The sequence below is a fragment of the Yersinia frederiksenii ATCC 33641 genome (assembly GCF_000754805.1).
GTDB lineage: Bacteria > Pseudomonadota > Gammaproteobacteria > Enterobacterales > Enterobacteriaceae > Yersinia > Yersinia frederiksenii.
This window is the reverse complement of sequence record NZ_KN150731.1, coordinates 4,692,574-4,717,742: the sequence shown is the minus strand read 5'-3', so window position 1 is coordinate 4,717,742 and position 25,169 is coordinate 4,692,574. Positions and strand designations below refer to the sequence as shown.

The window sequence follows — 25,169 nt, the reverse complement described above, 5'->3', positions numbered from 1 at the left end:
CGCCCAGTTACATATTGGACTCAAGGTTTTAAGGGGACGGTAAGGACAAGCTTTGGCCTTGGCAGTGCGTGCAATGTATGGTTATATCTGAAATCCTTAACAATCTCTTAAGGAACCAACATGACTCGCCCCTCCATGAAAGCCTTAGTAGATTTGCTCAGTAAGTCTCCCACCTCACCACCACCTGAAAAATGGCAGGACCTGGAATCGCATGTTCAGGGCGTCTATCAGCAACTGCTCGATATTCAAGGTAACAAGACCATGGTAGCCCGTAATGTGCAGATCTCGGGTAGAGAAGGCAGCAGCTATCAGATAGACGTTTATTATGAATTTGAGATGGCAGGTATACGTCATCGCGTTGCTGTAGAGTGCAAGAACCGCTCCCGGCCACTGGAGCGAGATAGCGTATTAGCCTTTCATGCCAAGATACACCAATGCTGCCTAAGCCATGGGATTATCGTATCCTCAGGTAGTTTTCAGAAAGGAGCGCGCGAATTTGCTGAACAAAATAACGTTACGCTCATGGATTACTCAGAGCTGCCCTCCATTGGCAATCTTCTTTCTCGAAGACTGACAAATGTAGTTATTCCCGATGAAGACACGGTAGGTCAGCCTTTCTGGACTATTTTTGATACTGAGGAATATTCACCATTCGGACACATCGATACGAAAAACAAAATCATGACAGCTTTCTTGTTCCTCTCCAGAGCTCATGCCCAGCGATTTCTAAAGGGCCAGAACTTAGGTACTAAGTGGCAGGTTAGGGGAATGGCTCAGCGACATCTTTCGTGCTACATCCTAACCTGTGATGCGTTTAACGCAAGATATGTCATTGCCAGGCCTGGGTATGCTGCTGGCGTGCCAGAAAATCAGTTCTTGTTCGATGAAATCCGGAGAAAAGACTTGATCAGCGATTTTCACGAGGGCGTTGATTTGCCAAAGGAGCCAAATACCGCACCCGGGTACTGTTCAATTCTCAAGAAAAAATCAGGCGGGTAAATTTATAGCGTCAAGGTCCGTTTTTAGTACACTGCTGCTCAGATTAGGGGATTGCTCTGTGCAGTAACAGTGTCATACCAAATCTGAGCCCATACACATTATCCACTAATATAAAGTGCGTCCTTCATCTACACTCGGTTAAGCGGGGGAGTCTCACCAAATTTTGTAAGGTAGCTCTGAAAGAATGACTGTTCGAGTTCGGTGGGATAATCACTAACCCACATAAACATTCTTAGATGCTCATACGGGTAACGTTTCTGGTATCGTTCGTCGCTCCAATAACGCTGCCCGGTCTGGTGCTTACTCTGCCGATATTGAAAGCTAAAAGAACGTGCAAGGTCGCCTGTGCGATGACAAAATAGTTTAGCCTTGCCGATGTACAAAATCCCATCATGGTCATCACCTAATACTCTTGGTATGGTCAGCACTTGCCCCGCATCGTCAAAACTCCGTAGAACGTACACACCACCAGTATTAAAGTATGCAGCATTTACGGTAACGTAAAATTCTTTATTTGGCAGAAGAAGATCGGAAAGTTTCTGCTCGAAACTATACCCACTAAGATCCATTTCCTTTACACCCTCATTTTCATTGCATAGGTGATTAGTTCGCCTCGCAGGTTTCGTAGTATCGAGTTGCTAAGATCCCATAGGGATAAACCATATTTACTCCGGCTTGAAAGAGAAAGCACACGACTGACCTGATCGGCTCCCCGTAAATTAACATAGCGCAATGCTTAAACATCCGCTTCTGGCACAGAGCGGAACAATGTGTGCTGCTCTCGGTCAGCTATGAGCGAGGAACGGAAGTTAATTTTACTGCTATAGGATATAACCACTAGACTATTCGGTCGTATTTACCATAACAGGGCTATGGCTAATTGACTGCAAAGATATTAAAAGCACATAAAATGTGCCGTGCTCAAGGGGGTACACAACAGGGGTTGCTGGAGGTCATAACTGCAAGGGCAGCTCTTTTAACGTGCCAGATAAGGGAGTTAAAGACTAAAGCGTAAAGTATCATTGCAGAGTGCCGATAAAAATAGCGTCTTTTTTATTATATGGATATTACATGCATAAAATTATCTGCTCCATTGTGCTCATGCTAGGAATGACAGGGGCTACGTTACCTGTTTATGCCAATACGTTGACGCAAAGCCTGACGCGTTGCGACACAACCTTTTTCAGTGAGATTTATCATCAGCGAACCACACTCAGCCGCGTAGCACCTTTAACGGTTGACCAGCAATTTCACGCCTGGTTCAAAACGCCGGTTGACGGTAATGGCATCGTCTGGTTTGTCCAACCTCTACATGAATTAAATCTGACGCTATCGGGATATTTTCTGCAAACCAGCAACCTCAATGAAATCAATTATGGTAAGTACTATTACTGGGGGCTGATTTTCAAAGAATCGCCTGAAGAGGTCATGTCCAAGCTTGATCATTTAACCTGGGACAAGGCCGGAGATGATTATCTCTCTCAGGCGATGATTAAAGTAGACCCCAACAGTGCCTGGAGAGAAAATGCGCAAGCGGTGTCAGGTATTGCTCCGGCAAAAGAAAGCACCGAAAAGCTGTTAATGCTCAGCAAAGGTAAAGAAGGGACATTATTGCTCTGTTCCGTTCAGGGAAATGTAACACCTGATATGCTCGCGACATTACGACCTGATTTAACCGGCGGGGTAGCGAAATGAAAAAGCTGATATGGCTGGCATTACTTATGCTGGCGGGCTGTACTGGGATCAGTAAACCACAGCCGCAAGTGCCCGCCCAAGCACCGGCTGGTCTAATAAAAATTCTTGCAGATGATAGAGTGACTTCGTATGTCGATTTCAGGGTGATTTCAACTTACCAGGGTAACAGCCACTTGCGCCGGTTTTATTTCATCAATAACTACGCGAAGCAGACACTGATTATAAAAAACCCACCCGTCTACGTTTCCAGTTCCCGGGCAATAGATGTGATTAACTGCGACAAAAACCAGCGTGCAATTATGGGACGTACGCTTTTTTCCAAACCCTTTGCGGAAGGCGATCTTATACATGCGGAGCTGGATGTGGGGCAATGGGAAACCTTCCCGAAAGACTCTCTTTTTGGGATAATAGCTGAAACCATGTGCAGTATTCCCGTTGAAAAACTCAAGCCAGAGCCAGTGAAAGAAAACCGCAAGCCGCTACTGGATTAATTAGCATTAATCGGAACCCGACGGTCCACGCTGAAGCAGATGGCCTGCGGGCTATCTGCAAACAGGGCGCTTCTCTGGTGCGCCCGCTTACACTTAAATTGGCATCCACTCAGAATGGATAACATTGCGAGTCATCAGGATAACAAAGCCAAAAAGCTCTATCGCAGAGTCAATACGACCACACGCTACTATTCGGACAACCCGGGCGATGAGTATCGCCAGCAAGGAAATAAAAAAAAGAGATACGACCAATATTTTGCCGCAGCGTGAATCCACGTACGTTAAACAGCAACTCCGGCTGGATTATTCTCCGTTGTTTAACTTTCTGCTGAGCAAGGTTGGGCTGCGCTGGGGCAACGTCTACAGCGGAGTTAAAGGCAAACTTTGACCCACTTCCGTTGATTCGCAGGCCATGATGATTGTAACGTCCACTTTACGCCCTGAGCCATTCGACAAGCTTTTTACGCTACTAGCATAGGGTTTCAGCGCTTCTGACCTGCTCCCATTGATTAATAAATCTGTATATTAGCAATGCCTGTTATTGGCATAAGCGGCCATGTATCCTCAGTCGCGAAGATTAATCACATCGTTGCTACTCCCCCTCCCCTGTATCCTCACTATTGCTCCAGTAGCACCACTTTATGTCCGGTCAATGGACGGTACGTCATGCTGACCAAGCTAGGTATTTACAGAGCTTAACGGATAATGTTTCTATAAATAGACCCATTTTAGGAAGCTCACGGACTCAGTCCAGTATAGCCAACCCGGAGTCATGGGCATTTCGCGCAGTAATGCGGTAGGTTCTGTCTACCTCTGCACCGGACTGAATGATATACGCCGTCAGATCGAACCGTGTAAGTTCATGTCGCGTGCGCAACCCCATCATGTCGCGCCAGGTTAGAACCCCAGATGCGTTCAGTTCGTTTTCTATCAGCATCCATTTAGCCGCAGGGATGACGTGTTCTTCCAGTTGCCGTAACGTATGTCGATCGCTGACAACCAGCCATCCCCACCCTCGCGCATGCGCCCATGCCCGACCTGCATTGGCTTTTGCACAGTTGATGCTTAAGGTCATGCTGTCTGTCGGCTTAACTTCAACAAGCAGGCACCGGCCATCAACGGTCGCAACGAGCAGATCCGGATAGTACTTTCGGAGTTTTCCTTTAAAACTGTACTGGATAGCAACGGGTTGTTCCTGATAAAAGGAAACCTGGTCACTGCGCTCCAACAGCGTCATGATATCTAGCTCAAGTCCAGACTCGTACTGGACGGTGCGTTCGAGCTTCTGTGAATAAAAATGACCGGCGATATCCGAATCATTGACTACTCGCTGAGAAGCGAGCTGCGCTGCCGGTGGTGGCGCAGCAATGACTGAGGGCCAGTCTGTATTATTTAACCAACCGCTGAGCACAGATTCAACTCTCTCTTTTGCGGCTCGACTCCGGTCCAGCTCGCGCAACTTTGCCTTTTGTAGTCGTGAAAGAGTAGAGAAGAATCCCACAATTTCCACTCTCTTAACCTTCAAAAAACCAGCAGTGCAGAGAATGAACTTCGCGGCCATTCCAGGCGACGTCATAAAATCACGGTGAGCGATACGATGCGCGCATATCGCTATTTCATACGAGGAATCGCTGACTGCGATAATGAGCTTTTTAAGAGCGGCGCCAGGGGTTCCCTCATAGCGAGACTTAGCCGCTAGCCGCCTGAAGGCCCGTTCCTGAATTTGTCTGACTCTCTCACGGGAAATGCCCAATTTGATGGCGATCTCAGCGAGTGTATGGGGATGTTCATCCATGCCGAGACGCATCAGAAGAATATCACGATCGCGCTCCTTAGATAAACTCTCCACAGCAGCACTGACCAGCATGATGACATCGGATTCACTGGCTACATAATCCAGAAATTCCGTATTTGGGACGAAATCTGTTATTTGCTTTTCGTCTGGCGTTTTACCGCTAGCCCCCGGCATCGCTGCCGATGACGAAACAGCTTGCTCGCCAACCCTCTGTGGTATCCCTGTTTCCTGTTTTTTTTCCGAGCCTTTTTCTGTTGCAGCAGACGGACGCAAGGCCTTGATAAGACATGCCCGTTCTTGACTTCGTGTTTCGTTGAAATAGCGCGCCAGATCACTCACTGAACTAACATTGTTGTTCTGGCAAAATTCAGAGGGGAGCAAACGCTTAATCGCGCCGTGTATGCCTCCAGACGTACGCTGATGACGTTCGGCAAGCTCACTTAACGTGAGGCCCTGCTCTATTGCCAGGATCAGTTGCTGAAACTCTTCTTTGCTCCACGGAGCTCCGTGGCGCGCTGGAAAGGTTTTGGTGGAGATTTCAGACATAGTTTTAGCGTTGTGCTCTCTATTTTTCGTTACGAAATGCCTCACTGTGAGCGCATGACGTCCATTTACAGTGATGATAGTAGCAACTTTAATTTGTGGCAGAAAACAACCGCACCGACATTAGCGCCCTAAACGTGATCCCCGTTGCATTAGCCTAATTATTGGATCTCTGTCCCTTCCTATCTCCCAATAACAACGTCATTGTTCCTGCAGCACCCGTTTTATTTGTAAGCAACGCCACTCCATAGTAAAGACCATCCTAATAGCTAGTGGATTATGGGTATTTCATCCTTTACCTAATGGTGAGGCACAGAAGTCCACTTTGAGCAAAAAGTTGACATAATTGATCTACCCCAATTCAGGTAGGAGTACTGCATTCTTTGTTCGGTTCCCAAACACATGTAATGCCGCAAACCTTTTCGATGAAAACACAAAGAGCTGCGGCACCTTCTTCAATCGTGTTGTAAGGCTCCGAACCGTAAATTTCATTTTTCCCTTTGAACCTACCACGATGTTCTGGGCGCACATCAACTGAAGTGAAGCGCTTTAGACTATCTGGGCTGGTACGGATACGGAATCCGCCATTTTTATCGCGCTGAAGCATATGTACACCTGTGGTGTTGTTGCCTTTAGTGTTGGCAAGATTTACCATTTTCGATTCCCATTTTGCATCAAGATGACTCTGAGGGTATTTCAACCAGCCCTATGTACTTTTGCTTTTGGCATAAAGCCGCCAGTAGCAAAATAGCCCCGGGCAGCTTTGAGCGAAAGGTGGAAGGACGAAATTGTTCTCACCGCCGAGGGTACATTATTAACATTGCAGTATGTTAATCAACGGTGAGCTGGCCATAAAAGGCTCACCGGCTAAAACCGGGAGCCTGCTTGCTTATTAACGTATCACACTAACATTTTCCAGTTTCACCAGACGTTCAGGTTTATCACCCACTTGCTGAGCGATCGGGACAAAGACGTTGAGATCTTGCAGCCAACCTAGTTTGTCACTGCTACCCTGTTGCTCTTCATTAGTTGCATGGCACTCAACTAATAGATATTTCCCACTAAACTCAGGTGCAATGCTATGTGCATCCCCTTCTCCCGTTACATCACAGCGTAACGCTGAAGTAGTAACTTTTTTATCGGAACCAATATTGTCCCATTGCACCTGATATCGTTGACCAGTCACTAACGGGAAACGCAGATCCGTCTGTAGTTTATTGAGCAGTGAGAAACTACTACTGATGGACATGGTGAACTTCAGCTGTAGCTGATTAGCCAGCGTTAAGCGTTGCACCGTCCAGATACCATAATCTTCCAGCTTGCGTATATAACCATCCGGTTGTGCATCCAACTGTACTTTGACCTTACCGAGCGCACTTACTTCGGTATAACGAACTTGTTTAAAGCGCGGAAGCGCCCATGGTTTGATCAATGACTGAGCCTGGCGCTCAATTGCAGCAGAAAGGGGGAATTTATTCAGCCACTGCGGATTATTATTACTCAGATCGGGCATTGATGGCCCCATCAACGTTGATACTAGCTTGTTAGCGGCGGGTATAAAAAGCCCTTCGGCTACGAACGTTTTTCCTGCTGGCAACTGGCAGAGCTGCTCGAAGCGTTGTGCCAGTTGAGTTTTAATTTTGAAACTACTCTTGCGGCGAACAATATCAGCAGTGATTAGTGAGTCCGTAACGCGCCCCTCGCTGTCGAAGTTCATTGCAGCGACAGCGTCATCCTGATGGGTTTTACAGTTATATAAGTAGTGCTCAATCTTTAATTCAAGCGGCGCGTCGTAAGGCGGTTCCCAGATGATATCTGCAAAGTCATATCCCATGCGTACCGATAAAATGTCGCCAATGCGCTGAATGCTATTAACATCTACAAGATCGGTAATGCCGACTGTAGACGAGGCTGATAATCTTTCCCACCGTGCATCTTTTATCGGTAGCTGGCAAACCTTACGGATATCCTCTGCCGTCATCTGCTTATCATCCTGTGCAGGCGCATAACGGAGGTAACTGTTGCCGTAAAAGCGAGCTATGGTAAACCCTTCCTCATTCAGTAAATCCTTGTACAGAAGCTGTGCCTTGCCCTGTTTACAATCAACGGAACGCCATTGCTGAGCTGTTTTTCCGTTATTGAAGTTTAACGACACCATGTAATTCACACGATCGTGGATTCTGGTTACAGACAAAGGGTTAGTGCCACCACCTATCAATGCAGGATTATCTGCAGCCTGAACGAAAGAAAATGGCAAGAAAGACAGAAAAAAAAGTGGGCGCATTAAAGGGCGTACGTAGTACATACATGTTCCTTCATATATTGATTAAGAAATAAAGATATCGGCATCAAGGAATAAATTGTTAGTCTGACTTGATATGCACCTTATAAATAAACGTAGCGTGAGGTTAGTTACGTCCGCTTCTGGCACTGAGCTGACTGTTCGAGGTCTTTGGACAGAATCTCGCTTCGAGCCGACTTTTTGATGCTCGTTCTAGCTATCCTTCCTTTGCAAAGAACATCGTAGAACGATCAACACATGAAGCGAAGTGTTTAAACCTGCTTTAAATAACCAGTAACTATTGGTAGTCATTCTGGTGGTCTTGACAGAGTGGGAACTCATATTTAGCTTGTTTATTAGTCAGTTACTGGCTAAGGCGATCCCAGTCAGAGAGCCGAATTAGAAAAGCCCGCTTAAGGAAACTTAAGCGGGCTTTTTGCTTTCTGTCATTTCTGAGCGGTGGCTAAGGGCACGTTGACACCTCAGAAACAAAAGTAGCATTTGAGCATTCACTCTTTCTTATATCGGATCAGAATTAAGTATTAAAAAATGTAGCGTTATCAGGTCTCTCGGAGAGGTTTTTCAAGGCCAGCTTCACCCTGATTGCCCAGATTTAACCTCTCATTACTGACTAAAATGCACCTCAATATTCTTGTCACCGACAACTCTTATCAGATTCTCTGGCGCGATTACCTTACCAATTGACGTGTAGCTGTAAGACGTCTGAAATGCTTCATAGAAAAGCACCAGAGTCTGGCGACCATATAACATAAGCTCCCCTTCCTGAAGGATACCAGGCTTGATCTGGCGGGCAGGTAAGGCATGGGGAAGATCTGCGAATTTCTCATTCCCGTTCAGCTCCTTCATTATCAGCGTCAGAGGAAGTTGTTCAACAAAAGACTTTGCAGTCGGGTTATCCGCAAGCAAGATTTCATATGTCTGCTGGTGAATGGTCATTTTGATGATCATCTGGATATCCCCCGCTGCCTGGCCTGCTTTACTGGCGTAAACAGGAAGTATGCTATTGGCCATCAAATTGTCGAAGTTGTCAGCATTTTTCGGTATGTCGGCCGCAATAACTGAGAGTGAACTGACTAGCAACCCTGACACAATAACCATCTTTCTCATTACGTTAACCGCCTAATACATGCTGCGTTTTTGATGTGATGTAAGATATGTCAGTACAGCCGCGCTAAGAAGCAACCCGCTACTCAAGGCAAATGTGCTTTGCCAGCCACGGTGATCAAACACGAAACCTCCAGCCGTTGAACCAAGCGCGATAGAAAGCTGGATAACGGCCACCATCAATCCACCACCAGCTTCTGCATCATCCGGCAACGTACGTGCGATCCATGTCCACCATCCGGTTGGCGCAGCAGTTGAAATCAGCCCCCAGAACCCCAGTAGCAGTGCGACAATCCAAACGCGGTGCCCTGTCAGTATTAACATCCCGGCAATGGTAGCCATGAGCAAAGGGATGACGATCAGAGTTTGATAAAATCCTGCTTTCAAAAATGCGCCGATGACCAGAGTGCCAATAAACCCCGTCACGCCAATGGTAAGCAGAATGAGTGATAAGGTGGTGATATCGACTCGCGACACGGTCTCCAGGAATGGGCGAATGTAGGTAAATAACGCAAACTGCCCCATAAAAAATAATCCACAGGCCAGCAAGCCCGTTGAAACGACGGGGCGACTAAGCAGACGGAAAACTGTACCACGCGACGGTCTGTCTTTATTGGCTTCCATTGTCGGCAGGCTGAAACACTGCCAGATGAAAGCTGCTATCGCAACAGGCACCAGGCACAAGAAGGCCCCACGCCAGCCGATGGTTGCCCCAAGGTAACTACCAAGCGGGGCTGCCACAACAGTCGCCAGTGCGTTACCTCCGTTAAAAATGGCTAATGCACGGGGCACCTGATGCTGCGGTACCAAGCGAATAGCCGTTGCAGCGGACATTGACCAGAATCCGCCAATAGCAACACCAATCAGGGCTCGTCCCACCATATAAACCAGATAACTTGAAGCCAATGCGATAATTATCCCTGATAGTGCCATCAGAACCGTCATCCCCAGTAGAAGGTATTTACGATTTAGGTTCCCGGCAACGGTAGAGATTGTCAGACTGGTCAGGACCGCCAGCGCCCCAGAGATGGCAATCCCTTGACCTGCCAGCCCCTCAGTGACACCCAAATCCCTGGCAACTGGCGTCAGCAAGCTGACCGGCATAAATTCCGATGCGATTAGCACAAAAACGCATAATGTCATGGCAAAAACACCGCTCCAGTAAGTGCGTTCTTTATCGTGTGGTGTTTTACGGTTCAGTGTGGACATTATCAGTATCTCTCAAGAACGCCCCGACCAGTTCAGGCAAAACCGGGGCGAACGTTATTCATGGAAATAACGACTAAAAATGTGTGTAAAGAATGAAGTCCGGTATAAGTCATGCTGGCTTACCTTTACCCTGATTTACCCCAGATATAACCAGTCAATATAAACGTTGAGGTAGTTTTCTATTTCACAGACAACGGGGTAATGCCAGAGAGTTATTGCCACCAATGAGTCACTGGTGGCATGTCGGACTTAGATGCTTACCTTAAGTGGGTTTTAAAGAACTGTTCAAATTTAGCAAAAGGTATCTTACTGTTAGCATTGTCATATAAATCAACATGATTAGCTCCCGGAACAATTACCAGTTCCTTCGCTTTGCTGCCGATCGCTCTATAAGCGTCTTCAGTAAAATAGCGCGAGTGTGCATTTTCACCGGTAACTATCAACGTAGGAATAGTGATTTCGTTTGCATAACTCAATAATGGCATATTCATAAACGACAAGGGCATTGTGGTATTCCAGGCACCGTTAGAGTTAATTGAGCGCTCATGAAAGCCACGCGGCATTTTGTAATAATCAAAAAACTCTTTCAGTACCGGGTTGGGGTTCGCGGGTAATGTTTCCGGCAAAGTACGCTCCGCTGCACTGACGCTACCATTATTGTCCACATAAATATCGTGATTGGCGCGTGCGATAGTGCCGCTTTCAGCATCTTTCCAACGCTGTTCATTCAGATATCTCAACACGGCGCGTCGATCTGCTATTGAGTAGCGGTCTTTGCCGTTTCCAACGCCATGACCCATAGCCCGGCTCATGTCGTACATCACACTGGTGGCAACCGCCTTAACGCGTGTATCCATTGCTGCCGCATTCAGTGCCATACCACCCCATCCGCAGATGCCGAGTAAGCCAATACGGTTACGGTCCACCTCTTTTTGTAATCCGAGGAAATCCACCGCGGCACTAAAGTCCTCGGTGTTAATATCTGGAGAGGCAACATTGCGAGGGCGGCCACCACTTTCACCGGTGTAAGAGGGATCGAATGCCAGTGTAACAAATCCTTGTTCAGCCAAAGTCTGTGCATACAGACCACTGGACTGCTCTTTGACTGCACCAAAAGGACCACTTAATGCGATAGCAGCAAGTTTTCGTTCTCCCCGATTTTTTGGAATATAAAGGTCCCCGACTAAGGTAATCCCGTACCGGTTCTGAAATGTCACCTTACGATGTTCGACCGTATTGCTTTCGACAAAGGTTTTATCCCATTTCTCTACCCTCGAAACGGGCGCATTCGGATTAGTTGTATCAGCATGACTCATTGTTGTGACTCCACTTAAGGATGCGCATAGCAGCATGGCAGGCATAGCGGCTGTCAGTTTCTTGGTAAGAACATTCATGAAAAATCCCCCTGAAAAAAGATGTAGGTACAGGTTTCATATGGACAAACTGCTGTGTTCTGTTTCAATGCGCTCATTATAGTTAGCATAAATAGTGATGATTAGAGGGGGATAACTGCTAGAATTAATATCATCTTGTTATAAATAGACTTACCTCGGTGGGCATGAATGCTGCCAGTGGTGAGTCAGCCCTGAGGATATTTTGATGGCAAAACGGGAAAACTATAATGATCTCTACTTGTTTATGCAGGTGGCGCGGGAAGGCAGTTTTACCGCGGCGGCGCGGCGGCTTGGGCTAGCACAATCAGGGGTTAGCCGTTCAATCCGCGAACTTGAAGAAAGATTGGGAATCCAACTTCTGGCCCGTACGACGCGGAAATTATCGTTAACACAGGCCGGTGAGCAGCTCTACCAGACCGTGGAGTCCGGATTTAATGCTTTAGATATGGGGCTTACCACACTGGCACATTACCGCCATACCCCATCAGGTACAGTGCGTATTAATGCCAGCCAGCATGCTATTGATAAGCTTTTACTGCCAAAGCTCGCGGTATTTAAACAACGTTATCCTGATATCCGGCTGGAACTGATCAGTGAAAGCAGGTTTGTTGATATTATCGCTGAGAGATTTGATGCCGGTGTGCGCCTGGGGCCGGAGGTAGGCAATGGCATGGTTGCAGTGCGTATTACACCTGATATGGAGATGGCGATTGTTGCCACACCCGAACATTTTCGGCGCTACGATTTTCCTCAGACACCCGCTGATCTAGTCATACATCCTTGTATTGTCTATCAATTCGCTGACGGCAGCCTATATCAATGGGAGCTCAATCAGGACGATAAAAAGATAACGCACCGACCACAAGGGCAATGGGCATTTTCTGACAGCTATATGGAAGCAGAAGCAGCCAGGTTAGGCCTGGGACTGGCTTATGTCCCTGAGGAGCTGGTTGCTGACGATTTAGAACGAGGTGTTCTTATCAGAGTTTTGCAGCGTTACAGCCAGCGTCTGGAAGGTTCATTCCTTTATTATCCTCATCGTAACGTGTCACCTGCTCTGAGAGTGGTTATTGATACATTGAAAATTTGATGTATAGCTATGGCCGATACTTGTCAGCAGCGTGACGGTATACATAAATTGCTGGCATCGAATATCAATCCTGCGCCTCAATGTATCGCAGACAACATAGATTCTGCACAATGGTCTGCAGTGCATTGATGGAGTCCGAACAACGGCGACCACAAGATGCAATTGAACGACAGATGAGCCGCCAAGGACGTAACCGCGTGCTGTTAGTATATATCCATAAAGCGGAGCATATAGCAGCAGAAAAAACGGTCATGCCCCCGCCTCTCCCCCAGTAATATAGCCAAAGCAGTACCGGTGCTGGTCGCTGCTACTTTCATCGTGACACGCTGGAAAATAGAAATTTATGGCATGTTGCATATCAAGAAAACAGCGGCATTAAGGTTCAAGCGAATACTTCTTTCTTGATTAACTAATATCGGATACTGAACCTCGAGCAACGAGACGGCCTGTGAATGCACGCCCCTCAGGCACAAATATCGAATGACCATCTATAAGCGCCCGAATTCGCTGCACACAGTGGTCAAGCAATTGCTCAACAGGATAAGAAATACAGGTTAATGGTGGGTAAAGCAGCGGTGCCAGGGGCGAGTCTTCAAGACTGATGAGGGACACTTCTTGCGGAATAGCAATGTTAAACTCTCGCAATAACCTCATCGCTTCCGCCGCATAGTGATCACGTTTCGCAATAATCACAGTATATTTTGTAAAACTGTTAATCAGTGTCAGTAGCGCTTGCTCAATATTATTGTTCGCAGTCACCATCAATTGTCTATTGAAAGGTAAGGAGTAATTTTGCAGTACGTTCCGATACCCTTCCAGCATCTGTTTGCTGCCAATGTCATCCTCACTGTCTATAAGCAGCGCGATATTACGATGGCCTTTTCCCAACACATAACGACAGGCGCTTTCGGTTGCAAATGCGTAGTTATAGCCCTGACTTGCGCTACCGTTAATGGAAAATTCATCGAATGCGATAACATTACTTGCATCGTTTGCACTGTTTTTACCCAGCACCACCACAGCAATACATTGCCGACGTAAGCTCTCTACTGCCGTTTTCTGCTCGACTGGATCATTAACATACTGAATCATCAGCGACTTATTCAATGACTTCACCGCGAGTGAAAGCTGAGGCAATAACGTTGCACTTAAGCCAATTTCGTTTGCCGGCAACACCATACCGATATAATTGGACGTATTGCTCGCAAGGCTCTGAGCGGCAAAGCTGGGATGGTAGTTAAGCTCTTCTACCGCCCGTAATACGGCTTCACGGCTCTCTTCACGAACACCACGTGTTCCGGTCAACACTCGTGAAACAGTGGCCCGGGAAACGTTGGCTAACTTTGAAACATCATCGATAGTAGGCATGGTTTCATCTGTATTACGGTTTTCCCCTTATAATAACATAAATGCGCACGATTATTAGCCTCACGGCCATTCGCTAACTCCTTATATTTAAGATGTAACTCATAATGTCGGCAGCCATGCCGCGCCCCGAACACCACTAGAATCGCCAAACTTCGCTTTCATAATTGCGGTATGACAGGACGATGAAAAAATGTAGTTTTCTATGGCCACAGGAAGATCTTTATAGATACGATCGACGTTTGATAATCCACCACCAATCACTATCGCATGAGGGTCGAGGATGTTGATAACACCAGCCAGACTGCGGGCGAACGCATCAATAAAATGCTGATAGTGCGTTAACGCGAAAGGGTCATTTTCATTTACAGCAACCATGATTGTTTCTGCATTCAACAACGTACCGTGCGTTTCATTAAAACGACGAGCAAAGCCAGTCCCTGAGATAAAACTCTCAACGCAGTTTTCTTTACCACAATAACAATGCTGTGCCGCGCCATCATTTCGCTGATCCCATGCCGGTAAGGGATTATGCCCCCACTCACCAGCAATAGCATTTGGCCCACTAATCAACTGCCCATTAACCACGACACCACCACCACAACCGGTCCCGGCGATAACACCAAATACCGTGCCATAACCCGCACCTGCTCCGTCAACAGCCTCTGAAAGTGCGAAACAATCCGCATCATTCGCCAAAAATACAGGTTGTTTAAGCAAATGAGAAAGGTCACCTTTTAAGTCTTCACCATTAAGCACTAGACAATTACAGTTTTTGATAAGCCCACTTTTCGGGTCAATCGCTCCCGGTAAGCCGATCCCTATTGTAAATTCTGTTTTTGCCACTGTTTTAATGTCATCAATCATTGCCAGCAGGTTATCCAAAAAAACCTGATAGCTTTCTTTATATGTAGGGCGACGCTCGCGCAAGTGAACCTTTCCCTTCGCATCCAGTAGCACCGCCTCTATTTTCGTTCCGCCAATATCCAAGCCAAGATGAAACATGTTTATCCTCATGAAAAAGAAGAGAGGCAAAGCCTCTCTTAAAGAGTGCAAAACTCAGTGACGCGTTCTGTAAATATCAATTAATTCAGTCACTAACTCTTTCGCCAGGATAGACGTCATCAAATGATCTTGCGCATGTACCATCACGAGTGTCATTTTGGTTTTCCCCTCCCCTTCATCAGCTTCAATTAACTGGGTCTGGACCAGATGAGCTTCACGAGCATAATGCTGGGCTTCCTTCATTTTTTCGTCGGCATCTGCGAAGTTCCCCTCTTTCGCACTCTGCAGTGCTTCATAACATAGGCTCCGCGACTGGCCAGCATTAATAATGATGCCCATAACCTGTTCTTCTAATTCCATGGCAACCTCTAAGTGTCTGAGATAAAAAATTATGCTGTTTCTGACTGCGAAGTCGCAATTTGCTTATCGGCATTCCCTGCATCCTGTTCCAGTAACTGCTTCTCATATGCTTTCAGGAACGGGTAGTACATGACGGCGGCGGTTACCATACAAATCAAGCACATGATGATTGGGCTTAGTGCCCAGTTTGCAGCCCATGATGCACCTATTGGCGCTGGAGTCGTCCATGGGGTCATTGATACGACACGCGCTACCAGACCAAAATCAAGAGCAAAATAGGCCATTGATGCGTTCACCAATGGAACTAATACGAACGGAATAAAGAACAGTGGATTCATGATAATAGGGGCGCCAAACAGAATCGGTTCATTAATATTGAACAGACCCGGAACCACTCCCATACGGCCAATGGTACGCAGATGCACGGCTTTACTACGCATGAGTAAAAATGCCAGTGGCAGAGTTGAACCAACACCACCGATGAGTAGGTAGTGATCCCAAAATCCTTGAACATAAATATGCGGAATTGCGCTTCCGGCGGCCATCGCCGCCTGGTTTACAGACAGGTTTGCCATCCAGAATGGGTTCATTATCCCCGTAACAATGAGAGCACCGTGGATACCTGCAAACCACAAAATCTGGCACACCAATACGGACAGTAGAATGGCGGGTAATGTATCTGATGCTGCCACCAGCGGTTTAACCAAAGACATAATGGCTTCAGGAATAATCATGCCAAGCTGAGCTTCAATAAACAGATTTAGTGGATGCAGTGTCAGTACCACGGCCAGTACCGGGATCAAAATTTCAAATGAGCGCGCAACACCGGTTGGCACTTCGGGTGGTAGGCGAATAGTAATATTGTTACGTTTCAGGAAGGCATAGAGTTCAGTGGTATAAATAGCCACCAATAGTGCGGTAAAAATTCCTTGGCCGGAAAAATAGGCAACTGAAATATGCCCGTCCTTTAAAGGTGCGGCAACCAGAAGAAAGCCCATCAGTGACAACATGCCAGATGTCAGAGGGTCTAGCGAGTGATGACGAGCCAGACTGGCGGCAACACCAACGGAAATAAATAATGTCATGATGCCCATGCTGAAGTTAAACGGTAGCATCAAACTTTCGCGATGATCTACCGAAAATTGCAGCCAGGCACGCGCAAATCCCCAATGGGTATCTGGGGAAAATGGAGGGAAGATAAATACCAGCATAAAGGAGCCGACAATCATAAACGGCAGCGCAAGAATAAAACCGTCGCGAATCGATGTTACATATTTTTGCTGACCAACAGCCCCAGCCAGCGGTGTGATCTTTTCTTCAATCACACGGATTAATTTAGAGTACAGAGAGCTCATCTTTTATCCTTTATTTATTATTTTCAATTAAGGAAAGGGCAAAATCTAATACAGCTGCACCCTTTTGCATGCCGTAATCCATCATGTTAATGGGTTCGACTTTGATGCCATAAACGCTAGCTTTTTTTTGCAGATCTTTTTGCATGTATTTAACCTGTGGCCCCAGCAAAACAACCTGATAATTCCCAACAACTTGTTCAAATTCCGCAACACCAAATGCCTTAATATCCGCTTCCAGACCGCGTTTATCCGCCTCTTCCACCATCTTTTTAACCAACAGGCTGGTCGACATTCCGGCAGAACAACAAAGCATGATTTTTTTCATTGGTAACTCCTGATTGGGCAATAACAATGAGCGGACTATAATCACACGGATTCAAAACGGAAAGCGCTTTCCATTGATGAATCCGTTAAATGTGAGCATGATCACCAGATAGAGACTTTCCCTTTCAACATATGTAGTAGATCATCACGGCATTCATCGATTTCTTATAGGTTTCGCCATGAACATTCAGTTCATGAATGTGGCTGTAACGCTTATTGAGCAGCGTTTGACCCCCTTCGCTAACATGCTTACACGTAGCCAACACATCACCGCGATGCGCGACAGTTTTGCCCTGGCAATGCCGTTTGTTATCATCGGAAGTTTGATGGTTCCGCTACTATTCCCCCCATTTACTATCAACCCTCTTTCCTGGTTTGGCTTGGGATATCAAGTAATTAGACCGTTGTTATTACCAACTTTCGAACTAACTATTGGGCTTGTCGCACTGATTATTGCCTTTGGTGCCAGCGCCAGTCTGGCCAAGCAGTACCGATTGCCAGAAAGGCTATCTGGCCTGACTGGATGTCTGGCTTTTTTGATGTTTATTGGATTCAAAGAAAGCGCAGGCACCAATGTTTTTTTAGGCGGGATGGGGATTTTTAGTGCTTTAATTTCAAGTTTTTACACCATAGAAATCATGCGATTTTTCTATCGAAAAGGATGGTGTATCCGGCTACCAGAAGAGGTGCCGGTCATGACACGTAATAGCTTCCAACTTTTGGTACCATTGTTGGTCATAATGTTATCAATCACCGCTATTAACGCTTGGCTGAAGATGGCTACGGGTATGATCTTACCCAATTTGATTAGCGAAGCATTGCGGCCATTGATTATTGCCTCAGATACCCTGACAGCTTTACTTATATCGTTGCTTATCTGTCACTTACTTTGGTTTGTCGGTATTCATGGCGCGCTGATAGTCACAGGCATAATGAATCCTTTCTGGATGACCTATCTGTTTGAAAATCAACAAGCCTTAGCAGAGGGTATCACTCCACTTCCGCATATTTATTTACAGGGATTCTGGGATTTTTATCTGCTGATTGGAGGGATTGGATCTACACTCCCTCTGATCTTTATGGCGCTTCGCAGCCGCTCAAGGCAACTGAAAAGTGTCGGGAAAATTGGGCTTATCCCCTCCCTATTTAACATCAATGAGCCGATTCTATTTGGATTCCCGATAATACTTAATCCAGTGTTTTTATTGCCATTTATCGGAGTTCCCATGATTAATGCCTGCATCGCCTGGTATTTGACACATTTAGGCGTGCTTGACCGCGTGGTGGCAATGTTGCCATGGTCGATGCCCTCGCCACTGGGGGCTGCATGGGCGGCTAATGGCAGTTGGAAAAACTTGTTTATGTGTCTGTTTGCCATCTTTAACTCATGGATGATATATCGCCCATTCTTCAAGGTATATGAACGGCAACTATCTGAATTAGAAAATAAATAAGTATATAGATTCGTCTCTTTTCATCGGCCAGCGCCATTCGTCGCTGGCCTTTTATTGTTCACACGTCTTTTTTAGTGATCTACATCACGAAATTACCCGCATTATTCTTCGATATGTGATATTACCCTGCAATTACGGAAAGCGCTTTCCATTTATGGATGTACATTTCCAGTATTAATCCGTAGATTTCCCCTCGCGTCATAAACACGCTCTTTCACCAAAAAAGAAAAAGGGAAAATATGAAACGCTTTAACCGATTAATACCTCTGTCTTTACTGATTAACCTGGCGGTTAGTGGCCTCGCCCAAGCAGACAAAATAGATGACTATGACTTCATAATGCATGGTTATATCCGCTCCGGAATCCTTGCAAATAGTGATGGGAATCGCGTTGATTCAGTCGGCCTGATGCCAGACGGAAAGTTTCGCCTGGGTAACGAAGATGATACGAAAATCGAGCTGATCCCGCAGGTGACACTGAAATCAGCCTCCGGTGTTATTGCGAAGATCCAAGCCAATATAACTCATCAAAGCAAATGTACTTCTGACTGGAATTGTCTGGACGATGACGGCAAAAGTGTACAATTCCGTGAAGGATACGCTGAATTATCTAATCTCGATTTTGCTCCCGATGTTGCCTTCTGGGCCGGTAAACGTTACAGCAGTTCTAACACCTCAAGTCATCAATTTGATTGGGAATACATTCAATACAACGGTACCGGCGGCGGTTTCGATAACCTTGATTTAGGTTTTGCGCATTTCGATGCCGGAATCTATGCCTTCTCACCAACTGATGAAACCAAAGCCTTCCCTGTTGATAAGAATGAACAAGGATATCCTGACGATTATTCCCTCAATCTATGGTTCAAGAAAATAGGCGGTTCGCCTGTCGATCTGCAATTAGTCGGCCACCATATGAATAACAACGAAAAACACCTTGGTGCGGCTGAAAAAGGTTACGGCTTAACCGGCGTTTATAACTTTGACGGTTTCTATGGCCTATCTGGTGGCTACTCAAAATTTGTTGTCCAGTATGGTCACGGTTTAGCAGCAGGTGATTCATTGGGTAAAAATGGCTGGGGTTGGGCGAATCTGGACGACACCCAATCCTGGCGAGTCATTCTGGATGGCCTGGCTTCAGTGGGTGACGGTTGGGAAATATCCACTTTTGCCTATTACCAAAAAGACAAAAACTACCGCTGGTGGAGCAGCGATAAAGATGGTTGGGGCCGCACCAGTTGGGTTGCCGGTATTCGCCCTTATCAGCAGATAACCAAAAATTTCGCCATGCAGTATGAAGTTGGGTATGAATATCTCGATGACAATAACTACAAAGGGGTGGATGGCAAAGGGAAAGGTGGTTTAACCAAAATCACCATCGCACCGACACTGACCTTCGATTCAGGCTACTGGAGCCGTCCGCAACTCCGTGTATTTGCTACCTATGCCAAATGGGACAAAGGTGTTTCTGATGCGCTTGATGGCAACTACGACTGGAACACCAATACCATCGGTGCTGGGGGTTACAGCCGCAGTGGTGAGACAGACACGCTGAATTTTGGTATTCAGGCTGAAGTGTGGTTCTAGGGAGAGACACGATGAAATTACCAATCAGAAAAGCCCTGTTGTTGTCCTTACTGTCGGCGCTGGCAAGCTCCGGTGCCATGGCAGTAGAGCAATCCCATTTTGAGAATTATATTACCCGTCAGGGAGCTCAATTAATGGACGGCAGCAAAGAATTCCGCTTTGCCGGTATTCATGCTCCAGAATTACACCGAATTGAAAATGACGCGCGTGGTGTCTGTAAAGCTGATCCACGCGGCTGGGGACAATATTTTGCATGGCCGACAGCAGAAGAGCAGGAAAACTGGATCAAAGCTATCGTCCAAACGGGGGCTAAAGCGCAGCGCGTCTATGTTCTGTCTGTTCAGCAAGAAAATGATAAAGAATGTGAGCGTGAAACACATATTCTGGCTCCGACGATACCCGATGGCATGCCAACACTGAACGAAAAAGCGATGACGGTTTACGACAATATGATTGCCGAAGCCGATAAACAGGGCCTGAGATTGATTCTACCCTTTATTGATCAGTGGTGGTGGTGGGGGGGACGCGAGCAGTTAGCTGCTTTCTACCATGAGAAACCAGAAGATTTTTATAATACCAGCAGCAAAACATATAAAGCATATCAAGACGTCATTCGTCAGGTGATTACCCGTACTAACACCATTACGGGCCGACCTTATTACGATGAAAAAGCGATTATGGCATGGGAAACAGGTAATGAACTGGAAGACACCAATGCCGCTTTCCTTACAGAAACCGCCGCGTGGATAAAAAAGTGGGCCCCGCATCAGTTAGTGGTTGATGGGACTTACAAGAAGGTCAATGACTTCTCATTAAACGATCCTAACGTTGATATCGTCAGCAACCATTACTACACCAATGCCGGGAACAACCATCCGGATCAGGTGAAGAAGGATCTTCAGGCGATTGGCGGTAAAAAAGTCTATCTGGTGGGTGAGTTCGGACTGTTGGATAGCAAAGAACTCAACGACATTATGCAGTCGATTGTTCACACCGAAGTGAATGGTGCGAAAGCTGCCGGTGGCTTTATCTGGGGCTTTCGTGGTCATCGCCATGATGGTGGCTTCTACTGGCACAAAGAGTATACCGGTCACTACAGTTACCACTTACCGGGCTTCCCTGTGGAAGGTCAAGCAAACCAGGAAATGGATATTGTCAACCTGGTACGCCATGCCTCAGCACAGATGGATGGGCTCGATAAAGCGCCTCCGCTCCCTGCGCCTGAAGCGCCAAAACTACGCGAAACTAAATCACCTTTTGCCATCAACTGGATGGGTGCCGCCGTGGGCCGTAGTTACGATATTGAACGTGCAGAATCCAAAGATGGGCCCTGGGTCGTTGTCGGTAAGGATATCTCTGACGGCGTGCAGGAATGGAATCCCGTCAAAATGGATTTGTTCCGCGATGATTATTCCGCACTCAAACTGGGGAAAACTTATTTCTACCGCGTTATCGCTAAAAATGAGTCAGGTAAATCTGCTCCTTCAAACGTGATTAGCGTCATCCACAGCCAGGAAAACCAGGCTCCAGTCATTGAGCTGGCCCCTTTTGCATCAACCACGCAGAACAAAGGTATCGGCCTTAATGCGCAATGGAAGGATGACAATCTTTCAGGCCGTGACGTTAGCGTGAAATGGACCAGTATCGGTGATAATCAGGCAAATTTCTGTGATGCCGAAAAGCCATCCACCCGCGCATGGTTCTCTAAACCTGGGAAGTACCAACTGAATTTCACTGTCGATGACGGTCTGCTGAAAAACAGCAAAACCATAGATATCACCGTAGCGAAAGCCACAGGCAAAATACCAAGCGACTTCTGCAAGTTCGACAGTAAACCGCTGCTGCTAAAGCAAGGCAATATAACCGTAGCCAAGAGTGCTGAAAATCATTTGGCAATAGGTGAAGACGGCTTCCTCGGTCCTTTCGCAAATGATGGGGACAAAGTGAGCTGGAACGTTAACGCACCGTGGGAGGGCGAATATCAGTTGCATCTCAACTTCAATGCTAAGTTGGGTAGCAAGAAAAACTCAGTACAAGTTAACAGCGAAAAACCGCTGCAAATTGAGTTTCCACAAACCGATGATAAAGGTCAGGAACTGACAATTCCTGTGCAATTAAAGCAGGGGAAAAACACCCTTAATTTAGGGAAGTTCTCAGGCGACTGGGGATATATTTTCATCAAATCTATCCAGGTTACTGCAAAGTAGTGTTTTGCTGCGCCCTTACCGGCGCAGTTTTTTTTGGGTGCAATCGGCACCTGAAATATTAAGGAGGTTAAATGACAACGTACACGTTCCCAGAACATTTTTTATGGGGTGCGGCAGCTTCCGGCCCACAAACAGAAGGTACAGACTACAAATTACATCGATCAATTTGGGACAGCTGGCATGCCAACCAGCCTGAGCGTTTTTTCCAGGGCATCGGCCCGGAGAAAGTATGCGAAACACTGCACAGGTATAAAGAAGACGTTTCGCTGATGAAGAATATCGGCTTTAACTCGTTTCGCACGTCTATTCAGTGGTCACGGTTGATTGAAGATTTTGAAACTGGAAAACCAAACGCAGAAGCGGTGCGTTTTTATCATGATTATTTTGACGAAATGATCGCTCATGGCATCGAACCGATGATAAATCTCTATCATTTTGATATGCCTGAAACCCTGCAAAATCAATATGGTGGATTCGAATCAAACCATGTCACCGACCTTTTCGCCCTCTTCGCCAAAACGGCTTTCGAGCTTTTCGGCCATAAAGTAAAGTACTGGATAACCTTTAATGAGCCTATTGTGCCGGTGGAAGGCGGTTATCTTTATGACTTCCACTATCCGTGTAAAAAAGACGGAAAGCTTGCCGCACAGGTGGGTTTTAACATCATGTTGGCCCATGCTAAAGCTGTAAAATGTTATCGGGAGCTAAATTTATCCGGTGAGATTGGTGTGGTGCTAAACCTGACACCAACCTACACCCGCAACGATTCGCCAGAAGACCAAAAAGCGGCTTGGTATGCTGATTTATTGTTTAACCGGAGCTTCCTTGATCCACTGGTTAAGCATCAATTCCCCAAAGAATTGTGCAAGTTATTGGCAACCCATAACTGTTTACCTGAAATAACCCAAGCTGACGTCTCGCTGATTACTGACTCGCGGGTAGATTTCCTCGGTGTAAATTACTACGTACCCCGACGGGTCAAAGCCCGTGAAGCACAATATACACTTGATTATTTCACTCCAGAATTCTATTTCGAAAACTATATCGACCCAGATGGGCGCTTTAATCCTTACCGTGATAATAACGAAATCCTCCCGCAGGCTATCTATGACATTGCCGCAAATATCCGCGATAACTACGGCAATATTAAATGGTATCTAGCAGAGATTGGCATCGCTATGGATTTAGATTCAGAAGGACCCGTTCAGCCAGATGGCATTATTGACGATAGTTTCCGCATTAGCCTGATGAAAGAGCATTTGGTTGAATTACATCGCGCAATTACCGATGGTGCCAACTGCTTCGGTTTGCATCATTGGACGTTTATTGATAACTGGTCATGGATCAATTCGTTCAAACGTCGCTACGGTTTTTATCGTCTCGACCTTAGCACGGGAGAACGACAGATAAAACGCAATGGTCTGTGGTTCAAAGCGTTAGCACAGGACAACCAGTTTACCTATGAGGTAAACCCATTATGAGTCAGAATCATTTTTATCCGCTAGCCAATGTGGTCAAGAACTACCCTTGGGGTAGTCATAGCTCACTCAATCAGCGCTTTCATATTGTAAATCCGGACGATCAGCCGCAGGCAGAATTATGGATGGGGGTTCATCCTGCGGGTATTTCCCAGGTTAACTATCAGGGTGCGCCAATGGCGCTATCTGAACTAATTGCCAGGGATAAAAACGCTATGCTCGGCAACTCGACAGTTGAACGCTTTGGCGAATTGCCGTATCTGCTTAAAATCCTTGCGGCAAAGAGTGCTCTATCAATTCAGGTTCACCCCCAAAAAGCTCAAGCTGAAAAGGGGTTTGCGAGCAACGAAAACTCGATTTCTGACGCACCTGACTATAACGATGCAAACCATAAACCAGAGCTGGTGTATGCCATTACACCCTTTATCGCAATGAATGGTTTTCGCACTATGAATAGCATTGTGGATAATTTTAAGTCTCTGGATATTCCTGCACTCAATGAAGCTGTTGATAAGTTAATACTTCATCCTGATAACAACGGACTAAAGGACTTTTTTGTTACGCTGATGCAAATTTCACCAGCAAGCAAAAAGCAAGCAATCCTGCGCCTTGTCAAAGACGGTGCCTCTTTGTTTGACAAGTCGATAGTTGATATTACTCAACGCCTTCAACAGCATTATCCAAATGATATCGGTGTATTAGCCCCGCTTTACCTGAATTGCATAACGCTGCAACCCGGCGAAGCCATGTTTCTTTATCCTGGAACGCTTCACGCCTATGTTCAGGGTACGGCTGTAGAGGTAATGGCAAGTTCAGATAACGTTTTACGTGCCGGGCTGACCAACAAAAAAATCAACCTTAAGGAGTTAATCTCCTGCACAAGGTTTGAATCTACTGGCAATGAAACTCTTTTGATGTCACCCAAGTGGCAAGATGGACAAGGGCATTATCCCGTCCCGGTTGATGATTTTCAGTTCAGTATCTTCACTACCGTAGACGACTATCGCGTTCAAACCACCAGTGCAGAAATTTTGCTGGTTGTTGACGGGAACGCAACCTTGCAACATTTCACTGGCGAGAAACTACGGCTGAAAACCGGCCAATCCGTTTTCGTGCCAGCATCCACCAACGACTGGACACTGACCACAACAGGCGTGGTGTGTAGAGTTTTTTGTTGATTTTATTCTTTGTAGGCTCATAGGAACTATCTATGAGCTCTCTTTGAAATTATATCTTCAGCAAGAAAGCTCGAATATGACGCGTTCATTAGCACTGATAAACTGAAAGTCTCAGCACTAAATCAATTTTTTAATATTTACACCACATAGTTTTGCCGATGCACCATTAACGGCTCCCCTAACAACACAAACAGGCATGTAAGATTTGTTCTCATTACTCCAACCATTTCAATAA

Annotated in this window: 22 protein-coding genes; 10 read left to right on the top strand and 12 right to left on the bottom strand. The window is 46.2% G+C overall.

The features are described from left to right. Positions 1-120: 120 nt before the first annotated feature. Positions 121-999, top strand: coding sequence for a restriction endonuclease (locus tag DJ58_RS22265; RefSeq protein WP_004708037.1), 879 nt, complete (start codon positions 121-123; stop codon positions 997-999). Positions 1,000-1,127: 128 nt separating this feature from the next. Here the strand turns inward: DJ58_RS22265 and DJ58_RS01115 are convergent, their stop codons facing one another. Continuing rightward, positions 1,128-1,568 (bottom strand): hypothetical protein, encoded by a 441-nt coding sequence (locus tag DJ58_RS01115; RefSeq protein WP_032913286.1) that lies wholly within the window; start codon positions 1,566-1,568, stop codon positions 1,128-1,130. Between the two features lie 502 nt (positions 1,569-2,070). On the opposite strand from DJ58_RS01115, the gene DJ58_RS01120 reads away from it, so the two are divergent. The 3 genes from DJ58_RS01120 (at position 2,071) to DJ58_RS22260 (ending at position 3,573) form a co-directional block, all read left to right on the top strand. Continuing rightward, a complete protein-coding gene (locus DJ58_RS01120) occupies positions 2,071-2,694 on the top strand; it encodes a hypothetical protein (RefSeq protein WP_004710401.1) in 624 nt (207 codons plus the stop codon). Further along, entirely contained in the window at positions 2,691-3,185 is a 495-nt protein-coding gene (locus DJ58_RS01125) for a surface-adhesin E family protein (RefSeq protein ID WP_226977633.1), read from the top strand. The genes DJ58_RS01120 and DJ58_RS01125 overlap by 4 nt, the downstream gene beginning before the upstream one ends. 208 nt (positions 3,186-3,393) lie before the next feature. Next, entirely contained in the window at positions 3,394-3,573 is a 180-nt protein-coding gene (locus tag DJ58_RS22260; protein WP_004710396.1) for a hypothetical protein, read from the top strand. Between the two features lie 357 nt (positions 3,574-3,930). On the opposite strand, the gene DJ58_RS01130 is transcribed toward DJ58_RS22260, so the two are convergent. From DJ58_RS01130 to DJ58_RS01155, 6 genes are all read right to left on the bottom strand, one after another. Then, a complete protein-coding gene (locus DJ58_RS01130; RefSeq protein ID WP_004710392.1) occupies positions 3,931-5,526 on the bottom strand; it encodes a sigma factor-like helix-turn-helix DNA-binding protein in 1,596 nt (531 codons plus the stop codon). Between the two features lie 358 nt (positions 5,527-5,884). After that, a complete protein-coding gene (locus DJ58_RS01135; RefSeq protein ID WP_032911447.1) occupies positions 5,885-6,178 on the bottom strand; it encodes a hypothetical protein in 294 nt (97 codons plus the stop codon). Positions 6,179-6,415: 237 nt separating this feature from the next. Beyond that, the gene (locus DJ58_RS01140) at positions 6,416-7,828 is read right to left on the bottom strand and encodes a hypothetical protein (protein WP_032911445.1); all 1,413 of its coding nucleotides are present in this window, start codon (positions 7,826-7,828) and stop codon (positions 6,416-6,418) included. A 600-nt stretch (positions 7,829-8,428) separates the two neighbouring features. After that, positions 8,429-8,932, bottom strand: a complete 504-nt coding sequence (locus DJ58_RS01145; RefSeq protein ID WP_226977634.1) for a cyclophilin-like fold protein — start codon at positions 8,930-8,932, stop codon at positions 8,429-8,431. Positions 8,933-8,944: 12 nt separating this feature from the next. Beyond that, a complete protein-coding gene (locus tag DJ58_RS01150) occupies positions 8,945-10,138 on the bottom strand; it encodes an MFS transporter (RefSeq protein WP_004710383.1) in 1,194 nt (397 codons plus the stop codon). Positions 10,139-10,395: 257 nt separating this feature from the next. Further along, a complete protein-coding gene (locus tag DJ58_RS01155) occupies positions 10,396-11,532 on the bottom strand; it encodes an alpha/beta hydrolase (RefSeq protein WP_004710382.1) in 1,137 nt (378 codons plus the stop codon). 205 nt (positions 11,533-11,737) lie between these two features. Here DJ58_RS01155 and DJ58_RS01160 point away from each other — a divergent pair, with 205 nt between their 5' ends. Continuing rightward, on the top strand, positions 11,738-12,622 hold the full coding sequence (locus DJ58_RS01160) for a LysR family transcriptional regulator (protein ID WP_004710380.1): 885 nt from the start codon (positions 11,738-11,740) through the stop codon (positions 12,620-12,622). Between the two features lie 405 nt (positions 12,623-13,027). Here DJ58_RS01160 and DJ58_RS01165 read toward each other — a convergent pair whose 3' ends face one another. From DJ58_RS01165 to DJ58_RS01185, 5 genes are all read right to left on the bottom strand, one after another. Further along, positions 13,028-13,990, bottom strand: a complete 963-nt coding sequence (locus DJ58_RS01165) for a LacI family DNA-binding transcriptional regulator (protein ID WP_004710378.1) — start codon at positions 13,988-13,990, stop codon at positions 13,028-13,030. A 99-nt stretch (positions 13,991-14,089) separates the two neighbouring features. Continuing rightward, a complete protein-coding gene (locus tag DJ58_RS01170; protein WP_004710376.1) occupies positions 14,090-14,992 on the bottom strand; it encodes an ROK family protein in 903 nt (300 codons plus the stop codon). 54 nt (positions 14,993-15,046) lie between these two features. Continuing rightward, a complete protein-coding gene (locus tag DJ58_RS01175) occupies positions 15,047-15,352 on the bottom strand; it encodes a PTS lactose/cellobiose transporter subunit IIA (RefSeq protein WP_004710375.1) in 306 nt (101 codons plus the stop codon). Between the two features lie 29 nt (positions 15,353-15,381). Further along, the gene (locus DJ58_RS01180) at positions 15,382-16,707 is read right to left on the bottom strand and encodes a PTS sugar transporter subunit IIC (protein WP_032911444.1); all 1,326 of its coding nucleotides are present in this window, start codon (positions 16,705-16,707) and stop codon (positions 15,382-15,384) included. A 10-nt stretch (positions 16,708-16,717) separates the two neighbouring features. Beyond that, positions 16,718-17,032 (bottom strand): PTS sugar transporter subunit IIB, encoded by a 315-nt coding sequence (locus tag DJ58_RS01185; RefSeq protein WP_032911442.1) that lies wholly within the window; start codon positions 17,030-17,032, stop codon positions 16,718-16,720. Between the two features lie 178 nt (positions 17,033-17,210). Between DJ58_RS01185 and DJ58_RS01190 the strand changes: the two genes are divergently transcribed. The 5 genes from DJ58_RS01190 to manA all read left to right on the top strand — a co-directional run bounded on the left by DJ58_RS01190 (position 17,211) and on the right by manA (position 24,934). Next, positions 17,211-18,485: a PTS cellobiose transporter subunit IIC gene (locus DJ58_RS01190; RefSeq protein ID WP_004710371.1), complete on the top strand. Its 1,275-nt coding sequence runs from the start codon at positions 17,211-17,213 to the stop codon at positions 18,483-18,485. 239 nt (positions 18,486-18,724) lie between these two features. After that, on the top strand, positions 18,725-20,071 hold the full coding sequence (locus DJ58_RS01195; RefSeq protein WP_004710369.1) for a maltoporin: 1,347 nt from the start codon (positions 18,725-18,727) through the stop codon (positions 20,069-20,071). Between the two features lie 11 nt (positions 20,072-20,082). After that, positions 20,083-22,278 (top strand): CBM35 domain-containing protein, encoded by a 2,196-nt coding sequence (locus DJ58_RS01200; protein WP_004710366.1) that lies wholly within the window; start codon positions 20,083-20,085, stop codon positions 22,276-22,278. 71 nt (positions 22,279-22,349) lie between these two features. Beyond that, positions 22,350-23,759, top strand: a complete 1,410-nt coding sequence (locus tag DJ58_RS01205; RefSeq protein ID WP_004710364.1) for a glycoside hydrolase family 1 protein — start codon at positions 22,350-22,352, stop codon at positions 23,757-23,759. Beyond that, positions 23,756-24,934: a mannose-6-phosphate isomerase, class I gene (gene manA, locus DJ58_RS01210; RefSeq protein ID WP_032911439.1), complete on the top strand. Its 1,179-nt coding sequence runs from the start codon at positions 23,756-23,758 to the stop codon at positions 24,932-24,934. The genes DJ58_RS01205 and manA overlap by 4 nt, the downstream gene beginning before the upstream one ends. Positions 24,935-25,169 lie beyond the last annotated feature (235 nt).

Excerpts from the sequence above, each read along its gene's own strand:
- DJ58_RS01195 (WP_004710369.1), top strand. The coding sequence starts at position 18,725 with ATGAAACGCTTTAACCGATTAATACCTCTGTCTTTACTGATTAACCTG.
- DJ58_RS01185 (WP_032911442.1), bottom strand. The coding sequence starts at position 17,032 with ATGAAAAAAATCATGCTTTGTTGTTCTGCCGGAATGTCGACCAGCCTG.
- DJ58_RS01160 (WP_004710380.1), top strand. The coding sequence starts at position 11,738 with ATGGCAAAACGGGAAAACTATAATGATCTCTACTTGTTTATGCAGGTG.
- DJ58_RS01150 (WP_004710383.1), bottom strand. The coding sequence starts at position 10,138 with ATGTCCACACTGAACCGTAAAACACCACACGATAAAGAACGCACTTAC.
- DJ58_RS01115 (WP_032913286.1), bottom strand. The coding sequence starts at position 1,568 with ATGGATCTTAGTGGGTATAGTTTCGAGCAGAAACTTTCCGATCTTCTT.
- DJ58_RS01120 (WP_004710401.1), top strand. The coding sequence starts at position 2,071 with ATGCATAAAATTATCTGCTCCATTGTGCTCATGCTAGGAATGACAGGG.
- DJ58_RS01155 (WP_004710382.1), bottom strand. The coding sequence starts at position 11,532 with ATGAATGTTCTTACCAAGAAACTGACAGCCGCTATGCCTGCCATGCTG.
- DJ58_RS01140 (WP_032911445.1), bottom strand. The coding sequence starts at position 7,828 with ATGTACTACGTACGCCCTTTAATGCGCCCACTTTTTTTTCTGTCTTTC.
- DJ58_RS01200 (WP_004710366.1), top strand. The coding sequence starts at position 20,083 with ATGAAATTACCAATCAGAAAAGCCCTGTTGTTGTCCTTACTGTCGGCG.
- DJ58_RS01125 (WP_226977633.1), top strand. The coding sequence starts at position 2,691 with ATGAAAAAGCTGATATGGCTGGCATTACTTATGCTGGCGGGCTGTACT.
- DJ58_RS01165 (WP_004710378.1), bottom strand. The coding sequence starts at position 13,990 with ATGCCTACTATCGATGATGTTTCAAAGTTAGCCAACGTTTCCCGGGCC.
- DJ58_RS01130 (WP_004710392.1), bottom strand. The coding sequence starts at position 5,526 with ATGTCTGAAATCTCCACCAAAACCTTTCCAGCGCGCCACGGAGCTCCG.
- DJ58_RS01190 (WP_004710371.1), top strand. The coding sequence starts at position 17,211 with ATGAACATTCAGTTCATGAATGTGGCTGTAACGCTTATTGAGCAGCGT.
- DJ58_RS01205 (WP_004710364.1), top strand. The coding sequence starts at position 22,350 with ATGACAACGTACACGTTCCCAGAACATTTTTTATGGGGTGCGGCAGCT.
- DJ58_RS22265 (WP_004708037.1), top strand. The coding sequence starts at position 121 with ATGACTCGCCCCTCCATGAAAGCCTTAGTAGATTTGCTCAGTAAGTCT.
- DJ58_RS01145 (WP_226977634.1), bottom strand. The coding sequence starts at position 8,932 with ATGAGAAAGATGGTTATTGTGTCAGGGTTGCTAGTCAGTTCACTCTCA.
- DJ58_RS01135 (WP_032911447.1), bottom strand. The coding sequence starts at position 6,178 with ATGGTAAATCTTGCCAACACTAAAGGCAACAACACCACAGGTGTACAT.
- DJ58_RS22260 (WP_004710396.1), top strand. The coding sequence starts at position 3,394 with ATGAGTATCGCCAGCAAGGAAATAAAAAAAAGAGATACGACCAATATT.
- manA (WP_032911439.1), top strand. The coding sequence starts at position 23,756 with ATGAGTCAGAATCATTTTTATCCGCTAGCCAATGTGGTCAAGAACTAC.
- DJ58_RS01175 (WP_004710375.1), bottom strand. The coding sequence starts at position 15,352 with ATGGAATTAGAAGAACAGGTTATGGGCATCATTATTAATGCTGGCCAG.
- DJ58_RS01170 (WP_004710376.1), bottom strand. The coding sequence starts at position 14,992 with ATGTTTCATCTTGGCTTGGATATTGGCGGAACGAAAATAGAGGCGGTG.
- DJ58_RS01180 (WP_032911444.1), bottom strand. The coding sequence starts at position 16,707 with ATGAGCTCTCTGTACTCTAAATTAATCCGTGTGATTGAAGAAAAGATC.